Annotated in this window: 24 protein-coding genes and 1 pseudogene; 18 read left to right on the forward strand and 7 right to left on the reverse strand. The window is 58.3% G+C overall.

Translation table 11 applies throughout. The features are described from left to right. Positions 1 to 31: 31 nt before the first annotated feature. From ptsG to CW267_RS18500, 9 genes are all read left to right on the forward strand, one after another. Positions 32 to 1,465 (forward strand): PTS glucose transporter subunit IIBC, encoded by a 1,434-nt coding sequence (gene ptsG / locus CW267_RS18455; RefSeq protein WP_008805993.1) that lies wholly within the window; start codon positions 32 to 34, stop codon positions 1,463 to 1,465. Positions 1,466 to 1,726: 261 nt separating this feature from the next. Beyond that, positions 1,727 to 2,083 (forward strand): purine nucleoside phosphoramidase, encoded by a 357-nt coding sequence (gene hinT, locus CW267_RS18465; protein WP_004204571.1) that lies wholly within the window; start codon positions 1,727 to 1,729, stop codon positions 2,081 to 2,083. A 4-nt stretch (positions 2,084 to 2,087) separates the two neighbouring features. Further along, positions 2,088 to 2,462: a YcfL family protein gene (locus tag CW267_RS18470; protein WP_023322316.1), complete on the forward strand. Its 375-nt coding sequence runs from the start codon at positions 2,088 to 2,090 to the stop codon at positions 2,460 to 2,462. 21 nt (positions 2,463 to 2,483) lie between these two features. Further along, positions 2,484 to 3,122, forward strand: a complete 639-nt coding sequence (lpoB, locus tag CW267_RS18475) for a penicillin-binding protein activator LpoB (protein ID WP_162493324.1) — start codon at positions 2,484 to 2,486, stop codon at positions 3,120 to 3,122. Further along, positions 3,103 to 3,930, forward strand: a complete 828-nt coding sequence (gene thiK / locus CW267_RS18480) for a thiamine kinase (RefSeq protein ID WP_016160619.1) — start codon at positions 3,103 to 3,105, stop codon at positions 3,928 to 3,930. Before lpoB ends, thiK begins: the two co-directional genes overlap by 20 nt. A gap of 23 nt (positions 3,931 to 3,953) precedes the next feature. Beyond that, the gene (nagZ, locus tag CW267_RS18485; protein WP_162993254.1) at positions 3,954 to 4,964 is read left to right on the forward strand and encodes a beta-N-acetylhexosaminidase; all 1,011 of its coding nucleotides are present in this window, start codon (positions 3,954 to 3,956) and stop codon (positions 4,962 to 4,964) included. 35 nt (positions 4,965 to 4,999) lie between these two features. Beyond that, positions 5,000 to 5,542: an alpha/beta hydrolase YcfP gene (ycfP, locus tag CW267_RS18490; RefSeq protein WP_002900775.1), complete on the forward strand. Its 543-nt coding sequence runs from the start codon at positions 5,000 to 5,002 to the stop codon at positions 5,540 to 5,542. A gap of 244 nt (positions 5,543 to 5,786) precedes the next feature. Continuing rightward, positions 5,787 to 7,091, forward strand: a complete 1,305-nt coding sequence (locus CW267_RS18495) for an NAD(P)/FAD-dependent oxidoreductase (RefSeq protein ID WP_008805997.1) — start codon at positions 5,787 to 5,789, stop codon at positions 7,089 to 7,091. 192 nt (positions 7,092 to 7,283) lie between these two features. Beyond that, positions 7,284 to 7,823, forward strand: a complete 540-nt coding sequence (locus tag CW267_RS18500) for a glycine zipper 2TM domain-containing protein (protein WP_008805999.1) — start codon at positions 7,284 to 7,286, stop codon at positions 7,821 to 7,823. A 57-nt stretch (positions 7,824 to 7,880) separates the two neighbouring features. Here the strand turns inward: CW267_RS18500 and CW267_RS18505 are convergent, their stop codons facing one another. Next, positions 7,881 to 10,070 carry a TonB-dependent siderophore receptor gene (locus tag CW267_RS18505; protein WP_100781584.1) on the reverse strand — a complete coding sequence of 730 codons (2,190 nt, stop codon included), beginning with the start codon at positions 10,068 to 10,070 and terminating at the stop codon, positions 7,881 to 7,883. Positions 10,071 to 10,139: 69 nt separating this feature from the next. Between CW267_RS18505 and CW267_RS30705 the strand changes: the two genes are divergently transcribed. Then, entirely contained in the window at positions 10,140 to 10,262 is a 123-nt protein-coding gene (locus CW267_RS30705) for a hypothetical protein (protein ID WP_012542233.1), read from the forward strand. Between the two features lie 52 nt (positions 10,263 to 10,314). Here the strand turns inward: CW267_RS30705 and CW267_RS18510 are convergent, their stop codons facing one another. After that, on the reverse strand, positions 10,315 to 10,950 hold the full coding sequence (locus CW267_RS18510; RefSeq protein WP_008806001.1) for a TetR/AcrR family transcriptional regulator: 636 nt from the start codon (positions 10,948 to 10,950) through the stop codon (positions 10,315 to 10,317). Beyond that, complete coding sequence (locus CW267_RS30710) at positions 10,947 to 11,066, reverse strand: hypothetical protein (RefSeq protein WP_046622381.1); 120 nt, start codon at positions 11,064 to 11,066, stop codon at positions 10,947 to 10,949. The genes CW267_RS18510 and CW267_RS30710 overlap by 4 nt, the downstream gene beginning before the upstream one ends. A gap of 133 nt (positions 11,067 to 11,199) precedes the next feature. Here CW267_RS30710 and bhsA point away from each other — a divergent pair, with 133 nt between their 5' ends. Then, complete coding sequence (gene bhsA / locus CW267_RS18515) at positions 11,200 to 11,457, forward strand: multiple stress resistance protein BhsA (protein WP_012542232.1); 258 nt, start codon at positions 11,200 to 11,202, stop codon at positions 11,455 to 11,457. A gap of 128 nt (positions 11,458 to 11,585) precedes the next feature. On the opposite strand, the gene ldtC is transcribed toward bhsA, so the two are convergent. Beyond that, the gene (gene ldtC / locus CW267_RS18520; RefSeq protein WP_012542231.1) at positions 11,586 to 12,545 is read right to left on the reverse strand and encodes a L,D-transpeptidase LdtC; all 960 of its coding nucleotides are present in this window, start codon (positions 12,543 to 12,545) and stop codon (positions 11,586 to 11,588) included. A 163-nt stretch (positions 12,546 to 12,708) separates the two neighbouring features. Continuing rightward, positions 12,709 to 16,155, reverse strand: a complete 3,447-nt coding sequence (mfd, locus tag CW267_RS18525; RefSeq protein WP_012542229.1) for a transcription-repair coupling factor — start codon at positions 16,153 to 16,155, stop codon at positions 12,709 to 12,711. Positions 16,156 to 16,194: 39 nt separating this feature from the next. Here mfd and CW267_RS30715 point away from each other — a divergent pair. From CW267_RS30715 to CW267_RS18560, 7 genes and pseudogenes are all read left to right on the forward strand, one after another. Further along, a pseudogene (locus CW267_RS30715) lies at positions 16,195 to 16,317 on the forward strand (hypothetical protein); the annotation flags it as partial. Between the two features lie 142 nt (positions 16,318 to 16,459). Beyond that, positions 16,460 to 17,659: a lipoprotein-releasing ABC transporter permease subunit LolC gene (gene lolC, locus CW267_RS18535; RefSeq protein ID WP_012542228.1), complete on the forward strand. Its 1,200-nt coding sequence runs from the start codon at positions 16,460 to 16,462 to the stop codon at positions 17,657 to 17,659. Then, complete coding sequence (gene lolD, locus CW267_RS18540) at positions 17,652 to 18,353, forward strand: lipoprotein-releasing ABC transporter ATP-binding protein LolD (protein WP_002900798.1); 702 nt, start codon at positions 17,652 to 17,654, stop codon at positions 18,351 to 18,353. Before lolC ends, lolD begins: the two co-directional genes overlap by 8 nt. Then, entirely contained in the window at positions 18,353 to 19,597 is a 1,245-nt protein-coding gene (lolE, locus tag CW267_RS18545) for a lipoprotein-releasing ABC transporter permease subunit LolE (protein ID WP_012542227.1), read from the forward strand. Before lolD ends, lolE begins: the two co-directional genes overlap by 1 nt. A 48-nt stretch (positions 19,598 to 19,645) precedes the next feature. Continuing rightward, positions 19,646 to 20,557, forward strand: coding sequence for an N-acetylglucosamine kinase (gene nagK, locus CW267_RS18550; protein ID WP_008806006.1), 912 nt, complete (start codon positions 19,646 to 19,648; stop codon positions 20,555 to 20,557). Between the two features lie 14 nt (positions 20,558 to 20,571). Continuing rightward, a complete protein-coding gene (gene cobB, locus CW267_RS18555; RefSeq protein WP_008806007.1) occupies positions 20,572 to 21,402 on the forward strand; it encodes a Sir2 family NAD+-dependent deacetylase in 831 nt (276 codons plus the stop codon). A 90-nt stretch (positions 21,403 to 21,492) separates the two neighbouring features. Beyond that, positions 21,493 to 21,837, forward strand: coding sequence for a hypothetical protein (locus tag CW267_RS18560; protein WP_032729963.1), 345 nt, complete (start codon positions 21,493 to 21,495; stop codon positions 21,835 to 21,837). Between the two features lie 24 nt (positions 21,838 to 21,861). On the opposite strand, the gene CW267_RS18565 is transcribed toward CW267_RS18560, so the two are convergent. Further along, entirely contained in the window at positions 21,862 to 22,824 is a 963-nt protein-coding gene (locus CW267_RS18565) for a sugar-binding transcriptional regulator (protein WP_004140612.1), read from the reverse strand. A gap of 35 nt (positions 22,825 to 22,859) precedes the next feature. After that, positions 22,860 to 23,654, reverse strand: coding sequence for a triose-phosphate isomerase (locus CW267_RS18570; RefSeq protein ID WP_008806009.1), 795 nt, complete (start codon positions 23,652 to 23,654; stop codon positions 22,860 to 22,862). Between the last annotated feature and the right edge of the window lie 82 nt (positions 23,655 to 23,736).

The following is a 23,736-nucleotide window of genomic DNA, read 5'->3' on the forward strand; positions in this document are numbered from 1 at the left end:
AAGTACCAAATACTCAGGAGCACTCTCAATTATGTTTAAGAATGCATTTGCTAACCTGCAGAAGGTCGGTAAATCGCTGATGCTGCCGGTATCCGTACTGCCTATCGCAGGTATCCTGCTGGGCGTCGGTTCCGCAAACTTCAGCTGGCTGCCAGCCGTGGTCTCCCACGTTATGGCAGAAGCAGGCGGTTCAGTTTTCGCCAACATGCCGCTGATCTTCGCTATCGGTGTGGCCCTCGGCTTCACCAATAACGACGGTGTATCCGCACTGGCTGCAGTCGTGGCTTACGGCATCATGGTGAAAACCATGGCGGTGGTTGCGCCGCTGGTGCTGCATTTACCTGCTGAAGAGATTGCGGCAAAACACCTGGCTGATACCGGCGTGCTTGGCGGTATTATCTCCGGTGCTATCGCCGCGTACATGTTCAACCGCTTCTATCGTATCAAGCTGCCAGAATACCTGGGCTTCTTTGCGGGCAAGCGCTTTGTACCGATTATCTCTGGTCTGGCCGCTATCTTCACCGGCGTGATCCTCTCCTTCATTTGGCCGCCGATCGGTTCCGCGATCCAGACCTTCTCCCAGTGGGCTGCTTATCAGAACCCGGTGGTAGCGTTTGGTATCTACGGTTTCATCGAGCGTTGCCTGGTGCCGTTTGGTCTGCACCACATCTGGAACGTTCCTTTCCAGATGCAGATCGGCGAATACACCAACGCGGCTGGTCAGGTGTTCCACGGCGATATCCCGCGCTACATGGCAGGCGACCCGACCGCGGGCAAACTGTCTGGCGGCTTCCTGTTCAAAATGTACGGTCTGCCGGCAGCGGCAATCGCGATTTGGCACTCTGCTAAACCGGAAAACCGCGCCAAAGTGGGCGGTATCATGATCTCCGCCGCACTGACCTCGTTCCTGACCGGTATCACCGAGCCGATCGAGTTCTCCTTCATGTTCGTGGCGCCGATCCTGTACGTTATCCATGCCATTCTGGCGGGTCTGGCGTTCCCGATCTGTATCCTGCTGGGTATGCGTGACGGTACCTCGTTCTCTCACGGCCTGATCGACTTTATCGTCCTGTCCGGTAACAGCAGCAAGCTGTGGCTGTTCCCGATTGTCGGTATCTGCTATGCGATCGTGTACTACGTCATTTTCCGCGTGCTGATTAAAGCCCTGGATCTGAAAACACCGGGTCGTGAAGATACCACCGAAGAGAGCAAAGCTGGCGCAACCAGCGAGATGGCTCCGGCTCTGATCGCCGCTTTCGGCGGTAAAGAGAACATCACCAACCTCGACGCATGTATTACTCGTCTGCGTGTTAGCGTGGCGGATGTAGCGAAAGTTGACCAGGCTGGCCTGAAAAAACTGGGCGCCGCTGGCGTGGTAGTGGCAGGTTCTGGCGTACAGGCCATCTTCGGTACCAAGTCCGATAACCTGAAAACTGAAATGGATGAGTACATCCGTAACAGTTAAGACGTAGTATCGGGGAGACTAAGGCAGCCTATTGGCTGCCTTTTTTACGTTACGAGGTGAGGTTTTCTGAGGCGATAACCCTGAAGAGTATCCGGCAAATGCTTAATCCCTCAGCAGCTAAGTCTATAGTTGAATAAGAAAAACTGCTTTCAGGTTGAAAGAGAGGGAGGATGTCGCTCATACTCTTATCTGAACCTGTGCGTCCGCGTTTATCTGCAGAAGCAGGCCAGCGTATGGGATAAAACTAATAAGGAATCAGTCATGGCAGAAGAAACGATTTTCAGCAAAATCATTCGCCGGGAGATCCCGTCGGATATTGTCTATCAGGATGAGCTTGTGACCGCTTTTCGCGACATCTCCCCGCAGGCACCCACCCACATTCTGATTGTCCCGAATGTTCTGATTCCTACCGTGAATGACGTCACCACCGAACATGAGCTGGCGCTGGGCCGGATGATGACCGTCGCGGCGAAGATCGCCCGCGATGAAGGTCTTGCCGACGATGGCTACCGTTTGATCGTTAATTGCAACCGCCACGGCGGCCAGGAAGTTTACCATATCCACATGCATCTGCTGGGCGGTCGTCCGCTGGGCCCGATGCTGGCGCATAAAGGCTAACGCCATGCTCAGGACCCTTTTGGGCGCTTGCCTGGCGGCGGGACTGCTGGCCGGGTGTAGTTCACATCCGGAGATCCCGGTTTCTGACCAGCAGGCGCTGGTGATGGAGTCGAGCGTGCTGGCGGCCGGGATCAGCGCCAGCGAGCCTGCCGTGGTGGCGACGGAGATTCAGGCTACCGCCTCCTCAACGCTGTATAACGAGCGCCAGCAGCCGGTCACCGTGCACTATCGTTTTTTCTGGTATGACGCCCGAGGGCTGGAGATGCATCCGCTGGAAGCGCCGCGCACCATCGTGGTTCCGGCACGCTCTTCGGTGACATTGTATGGTAGCGCCAATATCCTGGGGGCGCATAAGGCCCGCCTTTATCTTTATCTGTAAGGGGTAATTATAATGATGAAAATGTGTCGCTATGCGTTAATCACAGCACTGGCGATATTCCTCGCAGGCTGTGCGGGGTTACGTGAGCAGCCTGCGCCGGTCGAAGAGGCCAAACCGCAGCCGCAGCAGCCTGCGCAGCCGCAGCCCACGGTGCCGACGGTACCGGCGGTTCCTGCCGTACCGTCGCAGCCGGGGCCCATTGAGCATCAGGATCAGCAGTCTGGCCAGCCGGCGCCGCGCGTGCGTCATTATGACTGGAACGGCGCGGTCCAGCCGCTGGTGGGGCAGATGCTGCAGGCCAGCGGCGTCAATGCGGGCAGTATTCTGCTGGTTGACAGCGTGAACAACCGCACCAATGGTACGCTGAATGCGGGAGAAGCCACTACCGCGCTGCGTAATGCGCTGGCCGGCAACGGTAAGTTTACGCTGGTCTCGGCGCAGCAGCTTGGGGTCGCCAAACAGCAGCTGGGCCTGTCGCCGCAGGACAGCCTCGGCAGCCGCAGCAAAGCCATGGGGATCGCCCGCAACGTGGGCGCGCAGTATGTGCTTTACTCCAATGCCACCGGCAACGTCAACGCGCCTGAACTGAAGATGCAGTTGATGCTGGTGCAAACCGGCGAGATTATCTGGTCAGGTAAAGGTGCTGTTCAGCAACAATAAGCTGACGCGCGATGAGCTCTTGTCGCGCTTCTTCCCCCGCTATCATCCTGTCGCCTCGCTGAGCCAGAATGGCCTCAGCGGCGGCAGTGTGATTATCAGCGACGGCGACCAGCGGCACGTGCTACGTCAGCCGCACGACCCGTCAGCCGCTTCCTGTTATTTCCGCCGTCAGTATCGCGCGCTCCGCCGACTGCCTGCCAGGCTGGCGCCAGCCCCGCTGTTTTACTCACCCTGCTGGATGGTGGTGGAATATTGCGCAGGGGAGGTGAAAAGCGAGTTACCGGCCTGCCCTATGCTGTCAGACTTATTGTATGACGTGCATCAGCAACCGCGATTCGGCTGGCGTGTTACCCTCGCACCGCTGCTGGCCCAGTACTGGCAGACGTGCGATCCGGCACGGCGCACGCCGCGCTGGCTGCGCTGGCATCAGCGGCTGCGCCGCCGGGGCGAGCCCCGTCCTCTGCGGCTGGCGCCGCTGCATATGGACGTCCATGCCGGCAATATTATCCACAGCGAGTCCGGCCTGAGGCTGATCGACTGGGAATATGCCGGCGATGGCGATATCGCGCTGGAGCTGGCCGCGGTGTGGATTTCCCCTCACCAGCGCCGCCAGCTGGTGGCGGCGTATGCCCGGCGGGCGGCCATCGACGCGCAGCAGCTTTGGCGGCAGGTTGTACTTTGGCGCCCGTGGGTATTGCTGCTGATGGCGGGATGGTATGAAATGCGCTGGCAGCAGAGCGGCGATCGGCAATTTATCACGCTGGCAGATGAAATATGGTGTCAGTTAGACAACGAACGTAAAGGATAAGAGAGGTCAGTGTGGGCCCAGTCATGTTGGATGTCGAAGGGTATGAACTGGATGCGGAAGAGCGAGAGATTCTGGCGCATCCGCTGGTGGGAGGGTTGATCCTCTTTACCCGTAATTATCACGATCCGGCGCAGCTGCGGGAGCTGGTGCGCCAGATCCGCGATGCCTCCCGGAACCATCTGGTGGTGGCGGTGGATCAGGAAGGGGGGCGTGTTCAGCGTTTCCGCGAAGGCTTTACCCGTTTACCGGCGGCCCAGTCTTTCGCCGCGCTGCTGGGGATGGAAGAGGGGGGCAAACTGGCCGCCGAAGCCGGCTGGCTGATGGCCAGCGAAATGATCGCCATGGACATCGATATCAGCTTTGCGCCGGTGCTGGACGTCGGCCACATCAGCGCCGCGATCGGCGAACGTTCTTATCATGAAGATCCGCAGAAAGCGCTGACGATGGCGCGTCACTTTATTGACGGGATGCACGCCGCGGGCATGAAAACCACCGGCAAACACTTTCCGGGGCACGGGGCGGTGACTGCCGATTCGCACAAAGTGACCCCGTTCGATCCGCGGCCGGCATCGGTGATTCGCGACCACGATATGGCGGTATTCAAAAGCCTCATCGCCGAACAGCGTCTGGATGCCATCATGCCCGCGCATGTGATTTACCCGGAGCTCGACCCGCGTCCGGCCAGCGGCTCAGCGTACTGGTTAAAAACGGTGCTGCGCGGCGAGCTGGGCTTCGACGGGGTGATTTTCTCCGACGATCTGTCGATGGAAGGGGCGGCGATCATGGGCAGCTATGCCGAACGCGGTCAGGCGTCGCTTGACGCCGGTTGCGATATGATACTGGTCTGCAATAATCGTAAAGGCGCGGTCAGTGTGCTGGATAACCTGTCGCCGATCAAAGCAGAGCGTGTTACGAAATTGTATCATAAAGGTTCCTTTTCCCGTCAGGAGTTAAGGGATTCAGCCCGTTGGAAAACGGTGAGTGCCCAGCTGGAGCAGCTTCATGCGCGCTGGCAAGAGGCGAAGTCCGCGTAACGCTCTGCGGGGCGTTGTTGTCTGGTGAGGATGCGATGATTATCTATTTACACGGTTTTGACTCGAACAGCCCCGGTAACCATGAGAAGGTGATGCAGCTGCAGTTTATCGACCCGGACGTGCGGTTGATTAGCTACAGCACGCGCCACCCCAAGCACGACATGCAGCATCTGCTGAAAGAGGTCGATAAAATGCTGCAGCTTACCGCCGATGACCGGCCTCTGATCTGCGGCGTCGGCCTTGGCGGCTACTGGGCGGAGCGGATTGGTTTTCTGTGCGATATCCGCCAGGCGGTGTTCAATCCAAACCTGTTTCCGCATGAGAACATGGAAGGCAAAATCGACCGCCCGGAAGAGTATGCTGACATCGCCACCAAGTGTGTAACCAACTTCCGTGAGAAGAATCGCGATCGCTGTCTGGTGGTGCTTTCCCGGCAGGACGAAGCGCTGGACAGCCAGCGTTCCGCCGATCTTCTGCACCACTATTATGAAATTATCTGGGATGAAGAGCAGACCCATAAATTTAAAAACATCTCGCCGCACCTGCAGCGGCTGAAAGCGTTTAAAACCCTCGGTTAAGCCTTTTCCCCTGTCGCCAAACCCGCGCCGTGTTCACCGCGCGGGTTTTTTTATGCCTACACTTATTGGTTTCGCTGAAAAAATACGCGACAAAACTTGATGCATATCAATTTTGGTATGACCAATGCACCGTTCATGGTATTCTCGACGGTGCTGAATGGTTTCATTGACGTAACTTGTTGTTAAATAAAGGCTATTATCATAACTTTTATTTAACAATTGGTTAATAATTTTAGGGGTACACATGACTACGCCATTGAAAAAAATCGTAATTGTGGGTGGCGGCGCTGGCGGACTGGAACTGGCAACTCAGCTGGGGAAAAAGTTAGGGCGCCATAAAAAAGCGAAAATCACCCTGGTGGACCGTAACCACAGCCATCTGTGGAAGCCGCTGCTGCATGAAGTGGCGACCGGTTCTCTGGATGAAGGTGTCGATGCGCTGAGCTATCTGGCCCATGCCCGCAACCACGGTTTCCAGTTCCAGCTGGGCTCGGTGGTGGATATCAACCGCGAAGGGAAGACCATCACCCTCGGCGAGCTGCGTAATGAAAAAGGCGAGCTGCTGGTGGCTGAGCGTAAACTGCCGTACGACACGCTGGTGATGGCGTTGGGCAGTACCTCGAATGACTTCAACACCCCTGGCGTGAAAGAGAACTGCATTTTCCTCGACAACCCGCATCAGGCGCGTCGTTTCCATCAGGAAATGCTCAACCTGTTCCTCAAATACTCCGCCAACCTGGGTGCCAACGGTAAAGTGAACATCGCCATTGTCGGCGGCGGCGCCACCGGCGTGGAACTCTCCGCTGAACTGCATAATGCGGTGAAACAGCTGCACAGCTACGGCTACAAAGGGCTGACTAACGAAGCGCTGAACGTCACGCTGGTCGAGGCGGGCGAGCGTATTCTGCCCGCACTGCCGCCGCGCATTTCCGGGGCGGCGCATAATGAGCTGACCAAGCTGGGCGTACGGGTGCTGACGCAGACCATGGTCACCAGCGCGGATGCAGGCGGTCTGCACACCAAAGATGGCGAATATATTGAAGCGGATCTGATGGTCTGGGCGGCCGGGATCAAAGCGCCAGATTTCATGAAAGAGATCGGCGGCCTCGAAACCAACCGTATCAATCAGCTGGTGGTCGAGCCGACGCTGCAGACCACCCGCGATGCGGATATTTTCGCCATCGGCGACTGCGCCTCCTGTGCGCGTCCGGAAGGCGGCTTTGTCCCTCCGCGGGCCCAGGCGGCGCACCAGATGGCTACCTGCGCGCTGAACAACATCCTGGCGCAGATGAAAGGCAAACCGCTGAAGGCGTACACCTATAAAGACCATGGCTCGCTGGTGTCACTGTCCAATTACTCCACCGTCGGCAGCCTGATGGGTAACCTGATGCGCGGCTCGATGATGGTGGAAGGGCGTATTGCGCGCTTCGTGTACATCTCCCTGTACCGTATGCACCAGATCGCCCTGCACGGCTATTTCAAAACCGGCCTGATGATGCTGGTCGGGCGTATCAACCGCATCATTCGCCCGCGTCTTAAGCTGCACTAATACGCTGTCTTTACCCGGAGCCGCCCTGACGGCGCTCCGGGCTCTTCTGCTGAAACCGCGGCGATCCCGCTCGGAATCCTCTGAATCCCCTTGATTTGCTGCGAATTCTCGCACTTTTCATCCGCTATCTGATTTGCGCCCTCCCGGCTCCGGTTGCAAAATTGTATCAACAGCAACAAAGGAGGATCTCCCGTGAATAAATCTATGTTGGCGGGTATAGGGATAGGCGTGGCTGCCGCGCTGGGCGTTGCAGCTGTCGCTGGTCTCAACGTGTTAGATCGCGGCCCGCAGTATGCGCAAGTGGTCTCCAGTACACCGATTAAAGAAACCGTGAAAACGCCGCGTCAGGAATGCCGCAATGTCACGGTGACCCATCGTCGTCCGGTCCAGGATGAAAACCGTATCGCCGGTTCGGTACTCGGCGCGGTGGCCGGTGGGGTGATTGGCCACCAGTTTGGCGGCGGTCGCGGACGTAGTGTAGCGACGGTGGTAGGTGCGCTGGGCGGCGGCTATGCCGGCAACCAGCTCCAGGGGGCGATGCAGGACAACGATACCTACACTACCACCCAGCAGCGTTGTAAAACGGTGTATGACAAATCCGATAAAATGCTGGGCTACGATGTGACCTATAAAATAGGCGATCAGCAGGGGAAAATCCGTATGGATCACAATCCTGGCAGCCAGATCCCGCTGGACAACAACGGCCAGCTGGTCCTGAACAACAAAATCTAAAAACAGATTTATGTATTGATTAGCCCCTCAATCGCTCAGGCTGAGGGGCTTTTTTTATCAGAAGGTTAACGCGTAATTCAGACCGAAGGTACGGCCACGGCCTTTGTATTCGTACAGCGATGAACTGCCGTAGGTCGGGCTGTAGAGCAGCGGCGCCCGCTGGCCCCAGATGGTGACATAGTCTTCGTTAAGCAGGTTTTCGATACTGAAGGTCAGTTTCCCCACCGGCAGCGCGTAACTGCCAATAAAATCAACGGTGTTATAGCCTTCCAGCTTGTTACCGGCGGCGTCGCTGAGGTCAAACACCTGCTGGCTCTGCACGCGCAGGCTCCACGGATCCGGCGCCCAACCCACCCAGGCGGTGGCTTTGGACGGTGAGGCGAGGGTGACATCCCATTTTTGCCAGCGGCCGTCGGTCTGCACCTGTGATTTCAGCACGTTGAAGTTACCGCCGACGCTCCAGTCGCTGTCCGGAATAAAGTAATCGACCGCTCCCTCAACGCCGTAAATACGCCGTTTGTCGGACTGCACGTCGATGGTCATGTCGGTGCGGTTGACGACGATGGTCTTATCCGAAGTCGAGTAATACGCCGCCAGCTGGGTGCGCAGGTTATCGCCGGTGTAGCGCCAGCCCAGCTCATACGAGTTAACTTTGATCCCCTGCAGCGGCGAGTCATCGACGTTGACGCTGGAGATCAGCGGCAGATGGCCATTGACCGCCGCGCCGTATTTACCGATGCCGTAGTATTTACCGGGGTCCGGCAGCTCGACGCCCTGCGAGAAGTTAAACCAGGTCTGCTGACGCTCGGTCAGATGCGCCACGATCCCGGCGTTAAACAGGAAGTTATCGTAATCGGTTTTGCCGCCTTTGATGGCGTCGGCGGAGCGCGCTTTGCCGTTGGCGATATCCTGTTGCTGGGCGTAGCCGACAAAGTCGTCAACCCGATTTTCGGTCCACTGGTAGCGAACCCCGCCGCTGAGGGTAAAGATCTCGTTCAGATCGTAGCTGGACTGCAGGAACGGCGCGACGTTGGAGATGCTGTATCCCGGATAGCGGCCGGTGGTGTAGATCGATTCGTTGTGCAGCCCGCCCGACGCCAGCGATTGCTGCAGATCGAAGAACATCTGGTTGGCATTGAAGGTCTCATGATCGGCGTCGAGACCCCAGGTGAGGTCCCATCCCGCCAGCGGCTGGCTGTTAAGGGTCAGCTTTGCCCCATACTGATCGGTATCCTGCTGCGACGAGGAGAAGCTACTGACCTGGCCTTTCGTGAGCGTCGGGAACGGATAGAAGGTGAGGGACTCATCGCGATAGTATACCTGGCTCACCAGATTCTGGCCGAAGAAGTCGGCATCGGAGTACTGGAGGCTGATTAAGTGCCGCTCTGTACCGGGGATGCGATCGGAATTGAGCCCGTCGGTGGTGTACGCTTTGCCGCCGCTGGTGACAGCGGACATGTTCTTCCCGAGCCACAGGCCGTAGTCATCATCGCCCTGGCTTTTATAATACTGGGTGACAAGCTGCAGCTGGCGGTTGTCATCGATCTCAATCGTCCCCGTCCCCATCACGTCGAGGCGGTCAGAGTGCTGGAGCCCCGTTTGCGTGTTATCGAGGATCAGCGCATCGTTATTGCCATCGTACCAGCCGCCGAAACGCTGATAGGCTACCGATAAGCGCCCGGATGCATGGTCTGTCCGGCCGCTGACGGCCGCCGCGATGCGCTCATCGTGATCGTTACTGTTCGCAAACCCGCTCTTGCTGCCCACCTCGAGATCGACCTGGCGATCCTGCTGCCCTTTCTTGGTGACGATGTTGATAAGCCCGCCGGTACTGCCTCCGCCGTACAGCGAGGTCGCCCCGGAGATCACTTCGATATGTTCGATGTTAAAGGGGTCGATGGCGTCGAGCTGGCGACTGTCGGTGCGTGAGGAATTGAGCCGGACGCCGTCGATCAGCACGACGATGGCGCGCCCGCGCATGTTCATCCCGTAATTGGTGCGCCCCTGGCTGCTGACATCGATGCCCGGGATCAGCTGCGCCAGCACGTCTTTGAACTCTTTCCCGCCCTGGACCTGCTGCTCAATCTCCTGGCCCTCAATGACCCAGGTGGTTTGGGCCATTTCGGCCACGGTGCGATGGGTGCGGTTTGCACTAACGATGATGCTGTCTTCATCAGACTGAGCCGCCAGCGCAGGCAGCGAGCTGACCAGCAGCAGGGGGTGGAGCACCCAGAGGCGCTTTTTCATATCCATTCCTTTTATGAGCAAGTTGCTTTGTCGTTGTTATAGGCCGACGCCGGGTCGGCATTAGTTACAATGCGAAACATCTGGAAAAACTCAAAAAAGGATTTTGCACATAATGAATATCGCAATCAATATCATTTGCGTTTATCTTGCACGAGAAAAGGTAATAAAAATCAATCTATTTTGTGGGGATAAAGCCAACAGGAGAGTGGATCCGGCGGCAGAATACCGCCGGAGGCAGGGCACATCAGGACTCGAGGATCTGCGGCCAGAGACGGAGAGTGGTGTCGGTGATTTGCATCAGCTTGTCGAAATCCGCGCCTTCCCGCGCGCTAATCGACATCCCCTGCAGGACACAGTTGAGAAACTGCGCCAGCGGCGCGACGTCGCGGCCCGCGGGGAGTTCGCCCTGCGCTTGCCGCTGCTGCAGAAACTGAGTGAGCGCCTGCTCCTGCATCGCATGGCGGGATTTGATGGTATTGGCGATATCCGTCGAGGAGGCGGCCAGCGCGGCGGAGGTATTGATAATAAAGCAGCCGGCCGGCGTCTCTTTGCTGGTAAAGCAGGTGGCGACCGCCGTGAAGTAGTCGCGCAACGCCTGATCGACGGATTTCCCTTCGGCCAACAGCACGGCTTCGTGCTTCGCGGCAAAGCGCGAAATGTAACGATCCAACACTGCGCGGAACAGGCCTTCTTTATTCACAAATTCCGCATACAGGGTGGGGGCTTTTGCTCCTGTCGCCTCGACCAGATCGGCGAGCGAGGTCGCCTCATAGCCGTGCTGCCAGAAGAGTGTCATGGCTTTGTCCAGCGCCGCATCCCTGTCGAACACCTTCGGTCGGCCACGGCTTTTTTTGGCGCAACTTTGAACGTCAGTTGTCATGGTGCCGTTGTACCTATGTTGGTTTGGTGAAAAGCCATTATAAAAATAAACGATCGCCGGGGCCAGCGCTGTTGGTTTAAAAATAAATAAATCATATGCGTATGAAATTTAAGCATTTTATAAATAGTTAAACGATCGTTATAAAAATGCGTTGACGTGTGATGTAGATCACATTACTATTTACCTATCGATCGTTAAGTTAATACTTACGACCCTACTAAAAAATTCATCTGCACAGGTATAATAATCATGAAAACCGTTAATACTCTGGCTATTGCCGCCGTTCTTAGCTCACTCTCTTTCGCCAGCTTTGCCGCTGTTGAGGTGCAGTCCACCCCAGCGGGTCAGCATAAAGTAGGCACCATCTCTGCTTCTGCCGGGACTAACCTGGGCTCGCTGGAAGATCAGCTGGCGCAGAAAGCGGATGAGATGGGCGCCACCTCATTCCGTATTACTTCGGTAACCGGTCCGAATACCCTTCACGGCACCGCTGTTATCTACAAGTAAGCCCGATGCGTCGTTGCCCGGCCCCCTTCACCGGACAGCGATGAGTAAGACCCTGTTGTACCCCTGTTTGACCCTTGCCAACAAAAAACCCGCCATCAGGCGGGTTTTTTGTTTTGTGCAGCGTAAGACTACAACGACTGCGGTCCAGGGGCAGCATGACGCGTGACGTCAATGGGCATGCCCGAGCGGTAATTCATCGCGCGCTCCATCACCGTCCCGTCGGTTTGCGGCGCCTGTTTGAACTCCGTCATGGTCGCGTTAAGCGTAATGGGCAAGGTCTGCGGGTCGTCATCGATATGCTCAGACAGCGGCTGATGGACTTCAACCAGACGGCGGCCATCCGGCTCTACCGATACCTTGATCGGCGTGTTAATGATATTCACCTTAGTGCCTGGCGAAATGGCGTTGTACAGCGCCTTGATATCGTTGTCGCGCAGACGAATACAGCCGGAGCTGACGCGCATGCCGATGCCGAAATCGGCATTGGTGCCGTGCAGGAGATAGACTCCGCCATAGGCGGCAAGGCGGATGGCGTGATGGCCCATCGGGTTGTCAGGACCGGCTGGCACCACCGCCGGCAGCTCAATCCCCATTGCCTTGTAGCGGGCGCGAATGTTAGCGGTGGGCGTCCAGGTCGGATTGGCCCGCTTGTCAGACACGGTCGTGACCATCGTCGGCGTGATGGTGGTTCCGCCCAGCTGGCCGATGCCGATCGGGTAGACGGTCACTTCATTTTTACCCGGCGGGTAATAGTAGAGGCGCAGCTCGGCAAGGTTAATCACCAGCCCTTCGCGCGGCGCATCGGGCAGCAGCGTCTGCAGGGGGATGGTCAGCACGCTGCCGGCGCGGGGAACATAGGGGTCAACCCCGGGATTGGCCTGCAGCAGGGCCAGAAAACCGACATTGTACTTTTTGGCAATCGCCTCCAGCGAACCGCCGTTATCCTGCACCACGTGGAACGTATTCTGACCTACCAGCCGGCTGCCCGGCGGGGGAAGGGGCCAGGTGTTGGCACGCGCGGGCAGAGCCAGCGCGGCGACCAGCGCGACCAGCGCCAGCCAGAGCGTAACGGGGAAACGGTTTCTCATTACCATAACTCCAAAATATATAAGTGGTTATTTTTATATGAAAAGCAGATGAGATTATGGCGTGAGTCTGTGTGGGGAAATCCAGGCGGATTGCAAAATGTTTGTAAAGATTGCCAGGTATGTAAGAAGGGAGATACGGCCAGGGGGCCGTATCTCCTGCCAGTCAGGCGACGGCGTTCTCTTCCAGCTGACGCATAAACTGGCGAACCCAGTCCATCCGCGTTTTACGCTCTTCCAGATCCTGCATGAATTTCAGGCGCGTCGGCCCGTCCAGCCGGAAGTGCTGGGGCTGCTTCTGCAGCAGGCCGATCAACCACACCGGATTGACGTTGTTTTTCTCGTTAAATTCAATCACGCCGCCTTTTTCGTTGCTTTCCAGTTTGCGGATCCCCAGTTTCTGCGCCTGCTGACGCAGACGGGCAATATCCAGCAGGTTGCGGGCGGCATCGGGCAGGCGGCCAAAACGATCGATCAGCTCGACTTTGATCTCCTCCAGATCGAGTTCGTTTTTGGCGCTGGCAATGCGCTTATAGAATGACAGTCGCGTATTGACGTCAGGGATGAAATCGTCAGGCAGCAGGGAAGGCATGCGCAGTTCGACCTCCGTCTGCTGGCTGGTGAGATCTTCCAGCGAGGGTTCGCGTCCGGCTTTCAGCGCATCGACTGCGTTCTCCAGCAGCTCCATATACAGAGAGAAACCGATGGTTTCCATCTGACCGCTCTGATCTTCGCCGAGCAGTTCCCCGGCCCCGCGAATCTCCAGATCGTGGGTCGCCAGCGCAAAGCCGGCGCCGAGATCTTCCAGCGACGCAATGGCTTCAAGGCGCTTTTGCGCATCGGTGGTCATCGCTTTCGGATGCGGCGTCAGCAGCCAGGCATAGGCCTGATGATGCGAACGGCCAACGCGGCCGCGTAGCTGGTGCAGCTGGGCGAGGCCAAAATGGTCGGCGCGTTCGATGATGATGGTGTTGGCGGTGGGAATGTCGATCCCGGTTTCGATGATGGTGGTGCACACCAGCACATTGAAGCGCTGGTGATGGAAGTCATTCATCACCCGCTCCAGTTCGCGCTCCCGCATCTGGCCGTGGCCGATGGCTATCCGCGCCTCCGGCACCAGCTCCGCCAGCTTGTCGGCGGCTTTCTGGATGTTTTCGACGTCATTAAACAGATAGTAGACCTGGCCTCCGCGCAGCGTTTCGCGCAGGATCGCCTCGCGCACCACCAGGGCGTCGTATTCGCGAACGAAGGTCTTCACCGCCAGACGGCGCGCCGGCGGCGTGGCGATGATCGACAGGTCCCGCATCCCGCTCATCGCCATGTTCAGCGTCCGCGGGATCGGCGTGGCGGTGAGGGTCAGGATATCGACATCGGCGCGCATTGCTTTGATGCGTTCTTTGTGACGAACGCCAAAGCGGTGCTCTTCGTCGACGATCAGCAGCCCCAGATCGCGCAGCTTCACCTCGCTCTGCAACAGCTTATGGGTGCCGATTAAGATATCGATTTTGCCTTCCGCGGCCTGCTCGAGGATCTGCGCCTGCTCTTTAGCGCTGCGGAAGCGGGAGAGCATTTCGATGCGTACCGGCCAGTTGGCGAAACGATCGCGGAAGTTGTCATAGTGTTGCTGAGCCAGCAGGGTGGTCGGCACCAGCACCGCCACCTGCTTGTGGTTCTCCACGGCGAGGAAGGCGGCGCGCATAGCCACTTCGGTCTTACCGAAGCCCACATCGCCGCACACCAGGCGGTCCATGGCCAGCGGCTGGCACATATCGCTGAGGACGGCGTTAATCGCCTGCGCCTGATCCGGCGTGGTTTCAAACGGGAAGCCGTCGCAGAACAGCTGATACTGTTCGCGGTCGTGTTTAAAGGCAAAGCCCGCCTTCGCCGCGCGCTGGGCGTAGATATCCAGCAGCTCTGCCGCCACGTCGCGTACTTTCTCAGCCGCTTTTTGTCGCGCCCGGGTCCAGGCATCGCCGCCCAGCTTGTGCAGGGGCGCGTTCTCTTCCGCCCCGCCGGCGTAACGGCTGATAAGATGCAGGGAGGATACCGGAACGTATAGCTTGGCATCGTTGGCGTAAGTCAGCATCAGGTATTCGCCGGTGATGCCGCCGGCTTCCAGGGTGGTCATTCCCGCATAGCGGCCCACGCCGTGCTCCAGATGGACAACCGGCTGGCCGATATGCAGTTCGGCAAGGTTGCGAATGAGGATGTCAGGGTTGATTGTGCGACGTGAATCCTGCCGGCGGCGCGCCACGCGCTCGCCGAGCAGGTCGCTTTCGCAAATCAGCGCCAGGCCGCGCTGACTGTCAATAAACCCGTGTTCGGCGGCGCCAATCATCAGATAGCGGCCATTGCCGGTGGCTTCTTCCAGACGCAGCACGTGTTTTGGCGCAATTTTAATCCGCGCCAGCATTTCGCTCAGCGCTTCACGGCGACCCTCGCTTTCCACGGAGAAGATCACCGGGCCGGTAAAGGACTCGAGGAAGCGGCGCAGATTATCCAGCGGCGCTTTGTTTTGCGCCTGCACCGCGAGGTCCGGCAGCGTCTGGTAGCCCAGATTGGTATTCGCCGCTTTGTCCGCCAGGCGCTCGGTTTTCAGCTGTACGCGCGGCCATTTTTTCAGTTCGCCGAACAGCTCATCGCTGCGCAGCCACAGCAGTTCCGGCGGCAGGAGCGGGCGCATCGGATCGACGCCGCGGTTTTCAAAGCGGGCGCGGGCTTCATTCTGGAAACGCTCCGCGCTGGCCTCGAGATCGCCGGTGTTGACGATCAGGGTGCTGGCCGGAAAATAGCTAAATAACGGCGGCAGCGGCTCGCTGAAGAACAGCGGCTGCCAGTATTCGATACCGGCAGGCAGTGTCCCTTTACTGACCTGCTGATAGATATGCTCGGCATCGCGCTTCACCTCAAAACGGTCGCGCCACTGGCTGCGGAACAGCTCGATGGCGGTCTGGTCGGTGGGAAACTCGTGCGCCGGCAGCAGGTTAATGGCCGCCACTTCCTCCAGCGTGCGCTGGCTGTCGACGTCGAACAGGCGCAGGCTGTCGATTTCATCGTCAAAGAAATCGAGGCGGTAGGGCTGGTCGCTGCCCATCGGGAACAGGTCGAGCAGCGCGCCGCGGGTGGCATATTCGCCGTGCTCCATCACCTGATCGACATGGCGATAGCCGGCGCCCTCCAGCTGATCGCGCAGCGCATCGCGCGACAGGCGCTGGCCTTTTTTCATCACCAGCGCGTGCCCGTGAAGGAAGCTGTGCGGGCAAACGCGCTGCATCAGGGTGCTGACCGGGACGATCAGTACGCCGCGCTGCATGGTGGGTAACTGGTAAAGGGTGGCTAGACGGGAGGAGATGATATCCTGGTGCGGCGAGAAGCTGTCGTAGGGGAGCGTTTCCCAGTCAGCCAGCCCCATCACCATGCTGTCGGTGAACTGCCTGATCTCGTCATTCAGACGCAGCGCGTTTTGCATGTCAGGTGCCACCAGCACCACCGGGCCTTTGTGGCGTTCGGCCATCTCTGCCACCAGGGTAGCGCAGGCCGCGCCGGTCAACTCGCCAAGCTGGCGCAGATCACCGGCTTTGGCCGGCAATGAGTATCGATATTGTTCAGGCATAGACGGTTTCATGGTCTCTTGGGGATTCGCTCTGCCGATATGGAGGGCAACTCGCTGATATTCAATAGTGAGATTATCCGCGATTGGTCTGGATTCGCCAACCCGAATTGCCATCAGGTGTTGGTTCAACAAACATCCGGGTTGCGGATAAGCGTAAAGATATATCAGCAAGGTCTTATCTATCCAATTGTATTTGCTTGGTTTTTAGGATTATTGCTAATAAAGTCGTCAGGTATCAGTCATTTACGCTGCTCGTATTCGCTTATATACTCGGGCATCGGCTATCAGCAACCAGATGGATGACATGTACCAACCTGCCGCACTCTTTATCGGCCTGCGCTATATGCGCGGGCGCGCAGCCGACCGCTTCGGTCGATTCGTCTCCTGGCTCTCAACCATCGGCATTACGCTTGGCGTAATGGCGCTGGTGACGGTCCTGTCGGTGATGAACGGCTTTGAACGCGAGCTGCAAAACAATATCCTGGGGCTGATGCCGCAGGCCATTCTTAGCGCCAAACAGGGCTCGGTGAACCCTCAGCAACTGCCGGAGCGCGAGGCGAAACTCCAGGGGGTGACCCGCGTGGCGCCGATCACCACCGGTGACGTCGTCCTGCAGAGCGCGCGCAGCGTGGCGGTCGGGGTCATGCTGGGCATTGATCCGGCGCAGAACGATCCCCTGACTCCGTACCTGGTGAACGTCAAACAGAGCGATCTGCAGGCGGGCAAATATAACGTTATTCTCGGCGAACAGCTGGCGGGCCAGCTGGGGGTTAATCGTGGCGATCAAATTCGTGTGATGGTTCCTTCCGCCAGTCAGTTTACGCCAATGGGCCGCGTGCCGAGCCAGCGTCTGTTCACGGTTATCGGCACCTTCGCCGCCAACAGCGAAGTCGATGGTTATCAGATGCTGACCAACATCGACGACGCCTCTCGTTTAATGCGTTATCCGCTGGGGAATATCACCGGCTGGCGCCTGTGGCTGGATAAACCGCTGCAAGTGGATACCCTGAGTCAGCAGACGCTGCCGCCAGGTACCCAGTGGCAGGACTGGCGCGAGCGCAAGGGCGAACTGTTCCAGGCGGTGCGCATGGAGAAAAACATGATGGGCCTGCTGCTGAGCCTGATCGTCGCCGTCGCGGCCTTCAACATTATTACCTCGCTGGGGATGATGGTGATGGAGAAGCAGGGCGAAGTGGCTATCCTGCAAACTCAAGGGCTGACGCCGCGGCAGATCATGGCCGTCTTTATGGTGCAGGGCGCCAGCGCCGGGATCGTCGGCGCGCTGTTGGGAGCCGTGCTTGGCGCGCTGCTCGCCAGCCAGTTGAATAATTTAATGCCGATCATCGGCGCCTTCCTTGACGGCGCGGCGCTGCCGGTGGCGATTGAGCCGCTGCAGGTTATTGTTATCGCCCTGGTGGCGATGGTGCTGGCCTTGTTGTCTACGTTGTACCCTTCCTGGCGCGCTGCCGCCACCCAACCCGCTGAGGCTTTACGTTATGAATAAGATCCTGCTGCAATGCGACAACCTGTGCAAACGCTATCAGGAAGGCAATGTGCAAACCGATGTCCTGCACAATGTCAGCTTCAGCATTGGTGAAGGCGAGATGATGGCCATTGTCGGCACCTCCGGCTCTGGCAAAAGTACGTTGCTGCATCTGCTCGGCGGCCTGGATACGCCCACCTCTGGCGACGTGATTTTCTCCGGCCAGCCGATGAGTAAACTCTCCACCGCCGCGCGCGCCGACCTGCGTAACCGCGAGCTGGGCTTTATCTATCAGTTCCACCATCTGCTGCCGGACTTTAGCGCGCTGGAAAACGTGGCGATGCCGCTGCTGATTGGCAAAAAGAAGCCAGCGGATATTGAACGCCAGGCGAAAGCGATGCTGCAGGCGGTCGGGCTTGAACACCGCAGCCATCACCGTCCGTCGGAGCTCTCCGGCGGTGAACGCCAGCGGGTGGCGATTGCCCGCGCGCTGGTGAATAAACCGCGGCTGGTGCTGGCGGATGAACCGACCGGTAACCTTGATGCTCGCAACGCCGACAGCATCTTCCAGCTGCTGGGCGAACTGAACGTCGCGCAGCGCACCGCGTTTCTGGTGGTGACCCACGACTTGCAGCTGGCGAAACGCATGAGCCGCCAGCTGGAGATGCGTGATGGCCGTCTGACCGCCGACCTGACCCTGATGGGGGCCGAGTAATGGCGTCTCCGTTATCGTTACTGATTGCATTACGTTTCAGCCGCGGACGGCGGCGCGGCGGCATGGTGTCGCTGATCTCGGTGATCTCCACCATCGGCATTGCGCTGGGGGTGGCGGTGCTGATCGTTGGCCTCAGCGCGATGAACGGTTTTGAACGCGAGCTGAACAACCGCGTGCTGGCGGTGGTGCCGCACGGCGAAATCGAACCCGTGAACCAGCCGTGGAATAACTGGCAGGAGGCGCTGGCGAAGGTGCAGAAGGTGAAGGGGATTGTCGCGGCAGCGCCCTATATTAACTTCACCGGCCTGGTGGAGAGCGGCAGCAATATGCGCGCCATCCAGGTGAAAGGGGTCGACCCGCAGCAGGAAACCCGGCTCAGCGCGCTGCCCACCTTTGTGCAGAATAACGCGTGGGCCGGATTCAAGGCCGGCGAACAGCAGGTGATTCTGGGGAAAGGGGTCGCCGATGCGCTGCACGTGAAGCAGGGGGACTGGGTGTCGATCATGATCCCTAACGCCGACGCCGACCATCAACTGCTGCAGCCAAAACGCGTCAGGCTGCATGTGACCGGAATTTTACAGCTGAGCGGCCAGCTCGATCATAGTTTTGCCATGATCCCGATGCAGGATGCGCAGCAGTACCTGGAGATGGGCAGCAGCGTGACCGGCATCGCCATCAAGGTCACCGACGTTTTCCACGCGAACAAGCTGGTGCGCGACGCCGGCGAGGTGACCAACAGCTACGTCTACATCAAGAGCTGGATCGGCACCTATGGCTATATGTATCGCGATATCCAGATGATCCGCGCCATTATGTACCTGGCGATGGTGCTGGTGATCGGCGTGGCCTGCTTTAACATCGTCTCGACGCTGGTGATGGCGGTCAAAGACAAAAGCGGCGATATTGCGGTGCTGCGCACGCTTGGCGCAAAAGACGGCTTAATTCGCGCGATTTTCGTGTGGTATGGTTTATTAGCCGGATCGGTAGGCAGCCTGTTCGGGGTAGTGATCGGCGTGATCTGCGCGTTGAACCTGACGTCAATCATCAACGGTATCGAATACCTGATTGGGCATAAATTCCTCTCCGGCGACATCTATTTTATTGACTTCCTGCCGTCAGAACTGCACTGGCTGGACGTCTTTTATGTGCTGGTGACAGCACTGTTGCTGAGTTTGCTGGCCAGCTGGTATCCCGCCCGCCGCGCCAGCCGCATCGACCCGGCGAGGGTGCTGAGTGGCCAGTAATTTATCGTCATCGTCGGCTTTGCTGACGACACAAGAGGAATTGCTGAAATGTATTATGGATTTGACATTGGCGGCAGCAAGATAGCGCTGGGCGTATTTAATCAGGAGCGGCGACTGCAGTGGGAAAAACGCGTCGCCACGCCGAAAAGCAGTTATGAGGATTTTCTCCAGGCGGTGGAGGCGCTGGTCCGCGAGGCCGATGAGCGCTTCGACCAGCAGGGGTCGGTCGGGATCGGTATTCCGGGGATGCCGGAAACGGCAGACGGCACGCTGTATGCCGCTAACGTGCCAGCCGCCAGCGGCCGGCCGCTGCGCACCGACCTCAGCGCGCGGCTGGGGCGCGATGTGCGCCTCGATAATGACGCCAACTGTTTCGCGCTGTCTGAAGCGTGGGACGATGAGTTTACGCAATACCCGCTGGTGATGGGGCTGATCCTCGGCACCGGCGTGGGCGGCGGCCTGGTGTTGAACGGTAAATCGATTACCGGACATAGCTATATCACCGGCGAGTTCGGCCATATTCGCCTGCCGGTGGATGCCCTGGAGGTGGTCGGGCGCGATTTTCCGCTGCTGCGCTGCGGCTGCGGCCAGCTGGGCTGCATTGAAAATTATCTCTCCGGCCGCGGTTTCGCCTGGCTGTACGAACATTTTTACCAGCAACCGCTCTCCTCGCCGGAGATAGTGGCGCAGTGGCAGCAGCACGATCCGCGCGCCCAGGCGCACGTTGAGCGCTATCTCGATCTGCTGGCGGTGTGTCTGGGGAATATACTGACCATTGTCGACCCGGATTTACTGGTGCTCGGCGGTGGATTATCTAACTTTACGGCCATTAGCGAAGGGCTGGCGCAACGATTGCCGCGCCATCTTCTGCCGGTCGCCAGGGTTCCGCGCATTGAGCGCGCACGCCACGGCGATGCCGGGGGAATGCGCGGTGCGGCCTTCCTTCACCTGACCCATTAATCACAGAGGTAGCTATGCAGTCGCGCCGTTTACATCGATTGAGCCGTTTTCGTCGCAATAAACGTCGGTTGCGTGACCGTCTGCGTCAGCGGATTTTCTTTAGGGAGGACAGGATGAAACCTGAAGCGATGGCAAAACCGAGAGTGGTGGTGTTAACCGGCGCGGGCATCTCGGCAGAGTCGGGGATCAAAACCTTCCGCGCGGCGGATGGCCTGTGGGAAGAGCATCGGGTGGAAGATGTGGCGACGCCGGAAGGCTTCGCCCGCGATCCGGCGCTGGTGCAGGCGTTCTACAACGCCCGTCGTCGCCAGCTGCAGAGCCCGGAGATCGCGCCGAACGCGGCGCATCTGGCGCTGGCGCGTCTGGAAGATCTACTGGGCGACCATTTCCTGCTGGTCACCCAGAATATTGATAATCTGCACGAGCGCGCCGGCAACCGCCGGGTGATCCATATGCACGGCGAGCTGCTAAAGGTGCGCTGTTCGTGGAGCGGCCAGGTGCTGGAGTGGACCGGCGACGTCACCGCTGAGGACAAATGCCACTGTTGCCAGTTCCCGGCGGCGCTGCGTCCGCACGTAGTCTGGTTTGGCGAGATGCCGCTGGGGATGGATGAGATCTACAGCGCGCTGGCCGACGCGGATATTTTTATCGCCATCGGTACCTCCGGCCATGTCTATCCGGCGGCTGGCTTTGTGCACGAGGCGAGGCTGCACGGCGCCCATACCGTTGAACTGAACCTGGAACCCAGCCAGGTGGGCAGCGAGTTTGCCGAGAAGCACTACGGGCTGGCAAGCGAAGTGGTGCCTGCCTTTATCGATAAGCTGCTGCAGGAAAACCCGCTATAAACTGAAGCCGCCTGCCGGTAGCCAGGGCCCTGGCCACTGCTTCCGGCAGCGCTGCTGACAAGGATGAAACGTCATGACAGGAGTCAGACCATGCATAATCCGCTGGTTATCGAAGCGATCATGTTGATCGCGGCCATTATCGTTGGCGTCTGGAGCCAGCGCGCTTTACCGCTACACGCCGATAGCCGGCCGATCCTCTTCCTGCTGTGTCTGTTCGTCGGCACTGGCAGCGCATTGTCCCTGCTGCTGGATATCTTAGCCCTGCTGTGCATCGGTCAGATCGCGACAGGGGGTGTGCGGATATACGGCCCCATGCTGCTGCTGCTGGTACTGTGGAAACCTCTCAACTGGGTTGTCGGCATCATTGATGATTTTTTGATACAGCGAGCCGAAAAAGGGAAGGGCAAAGGCCAGCGCGACGGTGGACGACGCTGATCCGCCGCCTGCGCCGTGGCTTATTTATAGCGCCTTTTGCATATTAATGACCGAACGGGCGTTCGAGGCGCTGGTAGCCAGCACATCTATAACCCCGGTGCGTAATGCCCCCAGGATCGCCGTCGCTTTCGTACTTTCGGAGGCGATAGCGATGACGCAGGGAATGGCCCGCAGCTGTTCGAGACTTAAGCCAATGACCCGGTCATTCATCACCGTATCGACGGGTTTGCCCTGAATATTGAAAAAGCTGTACCCCGCCAGATCGCCCACCACCCCCTGTTCCTGACGCGCGGTGGCAATTTCCTGCGGCGTAAACCAGCCGAGCTGGACCATAAAGCTGTTTTCATTCATATCGCCGAGGCCAATGATCGCCACGTCAGCTTTGCTGGCCTGTTCGAGCGTGGCCTTAATCAGGCGGTTTTGCATAAAGGCGGCGCGCAGCTCCGGGGTTTCCACATAGGCCGGGGCGTAAAGCGTTTCGCTGAAGCCGTTAAATTTGCGCGCCAGATTCCGGCTGATGTGGTCGGCGTCGATCAGCTGATTGTCGCGCTTGGTTCCGCCGATGCCGCAGATAAAGCGGCAGTGGCGCTCAGGAAACACACCGACGTGATTCGCCACCGCGGCCACATTGCGCCCCTGACCAACGGTGACGGTCATATCGTTTTTTAACACCCCAGCCAGATAGTTACTGACCAGGGCCGCCACCTGCTGGCGCTGTTCATCTTCATCATGGTGATCCAGGGCAATCAGCGCGCGCTTAATGCCAAAGTGCGAAATAAACTGCTGCTCAATCTGGGAGCTGAAGACCGGATGGTATTTGACGCTGATCTCAACAATCCCTTCCTGGCGCGCTTTTTTCAGCAGGCGCCCGACTTTGATACGCGAAATGCCGAATCGTTTGGCGATCTCTTCCTGCGTTTGTTCCTGATCGTAATAAGCCACCGCAATTTCAGTGAGCAGGGCGTAATCTGAGTCTTGTTCAATCATGGCCTGGAATTTCCATCTCTGGTGTCCCTCTTATATTACTGCGCCTGCAAAATAAATTCCTGTGTAACGCGTTGAACAATGTCGCAATAGCCTTGTGCGTCCCAGGCCGCGCGGCCGATAAACAAGCCATTGATCTCCGGCTGGCGCAGCAGTTCCACCGCGTTTTGCAGTGTAACGCTGCCGCCATAGAGCAGTGGGATACGGATTCCCGTCTCATGACCAAACCGCTCGCAAAGCGCCTCACGCAACGCCTGATGAATGACGCCCGCCTCCTGCGGTGAGGCGGGCGTACCATGTTCGCCAATGGCCCACACCGGTTCATACGCAATCAGGATCTGCAGCGCTTGCTGGTGGCTCAGGCCATACAGGGCGATCTTCATCTGCCGCACCACGCTTTCACGCGACACCTGCCAGCGTTTCTCCTCGGCGCTATCGCCAATACAGATCAGTGGGCGCAGGCCATGACCTAAGGCGCTATGTACTTTTCGATTAATCGCGGCATCGCTTTCATTAAAGGCGGCGCGTCGTTCTGAATGTCCCAGCTCAACAAGCGTGGCGCCGGTTTCTGCCAACATGGCCGCCGAGATTTCCCCGGTCCAGGCGCCCTGATCCGCTTCATGCATATTCTGCGCGCCGGTCAAAAGTGGTAACTGATGCATTTGCAGAAAATGGCTGACGGGTTGGATCGCGGTGAAGGGGGGAATGACGAAGGGCTGAATAGCAGGGTGACAGCCCTCTGGCATCCGCGCTGCCAGCGTTTCGCACCAGGCCATGGCCTGCGACAGCGGCTTATTCATTTTCCAGCTGGTTCCTAACCATATCGGGGTCATCTTTGCTTCTCCTGTTAATAAAATCAAACGCTTGCAAAATGTGGGTGTCATACCCTGTATTGAGGTTGAACTTTTTATCAGT

The sequence above is a fragment of the Klebsiella sp. X1-16S-Nf21 genome, from assembly GCF_002837615.1.
GTDB classification, from domain to species: Bacteria; Pseudomonadota; Gammaproteobacteria; order Enterobacterales; family Enterobacteriaceae; genus Klebsiella; species Klebsiella variicola.

Excerpts from the sequence above, each read along its gene's own strand:
- ycfP (WP_002900775.1), top strand. The coding sequence starts at position 5,000 with ATGATTATCTATTTACACGGTTTTGACTCGAACAGCCCCGGTAACCAT.
- CW267_RS18510 (WP_008806001.1), bottom strand. The coding sequence starts at position 10,950 with ATGACAACTGACGTTCAAAGTTGCGCCAAAAAAAGCCGTGGCCGACCG.
- bhsA (WP_012542232.1), top strand. The coding sequence starts at position 11,200 with ATGAAAACCGTTAATACTCTGGCTATTGCCGCCGTTCTTAGCTCACTC.
- CW267_RS18470 (WP_023322316.1), top strand. The coding sequence starts at position 2,088 with ATGCTCAGGACCCTTTTGGGCGCTTGCCTGGCGGCGGGACTGCTGGCC.
- CW267_RS18570 (WP_008806009.1), bottom strand. The coding sequence starts at position 23,654 with ATGACCCCGATATGGTTAGGAACCAGCTGGAAAATGAATAAGCCGCTG.
- nagK (WP_008806006.1), top strand. The coding sequence starts at position 19,646 with ATGTATTATGGATTTGACATTGGCGGCAGCAAGATAGCGCTGGGCGTA.
- nagZ (WP_162993254.1), top strand. The coding sequence starts at position 3,954 with ATGTTGGATGTCGAAGGGTATGAACTGGATGCGGAAGAGCGAGAGATT.
- lolE (WP_012542227.1), top strand. The coding sequence starts at position 18,353 with ATGGCGTCTCCGTTATCGTTACTGATTGCATTACGTTTCAGCCGCGGA.
- cobB (WP_008806007.1), top strand. The coding sequence starts at position 20,572 with ATGCAGTCGCGCCGTTTACATCGATTGAGCCGTTTTCGTCGCAATAAA.
- lolD (WP_002900798.1), top strand. The coding sequence starts at position 17,652 with ATGAATAAGATCCTGCTGCAATGCGACAACCTGTGCAAACGCTATCAG.
- hinT (WP_004204571.1), top strand. The coding sequence starts at position 1,727 with ATGGCAGAAGAAACGATTTTCAGCAAAATCATTCGCCGGGAGATCCCG.
- mfd (WP_012542229.1), bottom strand. The coding sequence starts at position 16,155 with ATGCCTGAACAATATCGATACTCATTGCCGGCCAAAGCCGGTGATCTG.
- lpoB (WP_162493324.1), top strand. The coding sequence starts at position 2,484 with ATGTGTCGCTATGCGTTAATCACAGCACTGGCGATATTCCTCGCAGGC.
- lolC (WP_012542228.1), top strand. The coding sequence starts at position 16,460 with ATGTACCAACCTGCCGCACTCTTTATCGGCCTGCGCTATATGCGCGGG.
- CW267_RS30710 (WP_046622381.1), bottom strand. The coding sequence starts at position 11,066 with ATGCTTAAATTTCATACGCATATGATTTATTTATTTTTAAACCAACAG.
- CW267_RS18565 (WP_004140612.1), bottom strand. The coding sequence starts at position 22,824 with ATGATTGAACAAGACTCAGATTACGCCCTGCTCACTGAAATTGCGGTG.
- CW267_RS18505 (WP_100781584.1), bottom strand. The coding sequence starts at position 10,070 with ATGAAAAAGCGCCTCTGGGTGCTCCACCCCCTGCTGCTGGTCAGCTCG.
- CW267_RS18495 (WP_008805997.1), top strand. The coding sequence starts at position 5,787 with ATGACTACGCCATTGAAAAAAATCGTAATTGTGGGTGGCGGCGCTGGC.
- CW267_RS18560 (WP_032729963.1), top strand. The coding sequence starts at position 21,493 with ATGCATAATCCGCTGGTTATCGAAGCGATCATGTTGATCGCGGCCATT.
- ptsG (WP_008805993.1), top strand. The coding sequence starts at position 32 with ATGTTTAAGAATGCATTTGCTAACCTGCAGAAGGTCGGTAAATCGCTG.
- ldtC (WP_012542231.1), bottom strand. The coding sequence starts at position 12,545 with ATGAGAAACCGTTTCCCCGTTACGCTCTGGCTGGCGCTGGTCGCGCTG.
- CW267_RS30705 (WP_012542233.1), top strand. The coding sequence starts at position 10,140 with ATGCGAAACATCTGGAAAAACTCAAAAAAGGATTTTGCACATAATGAA.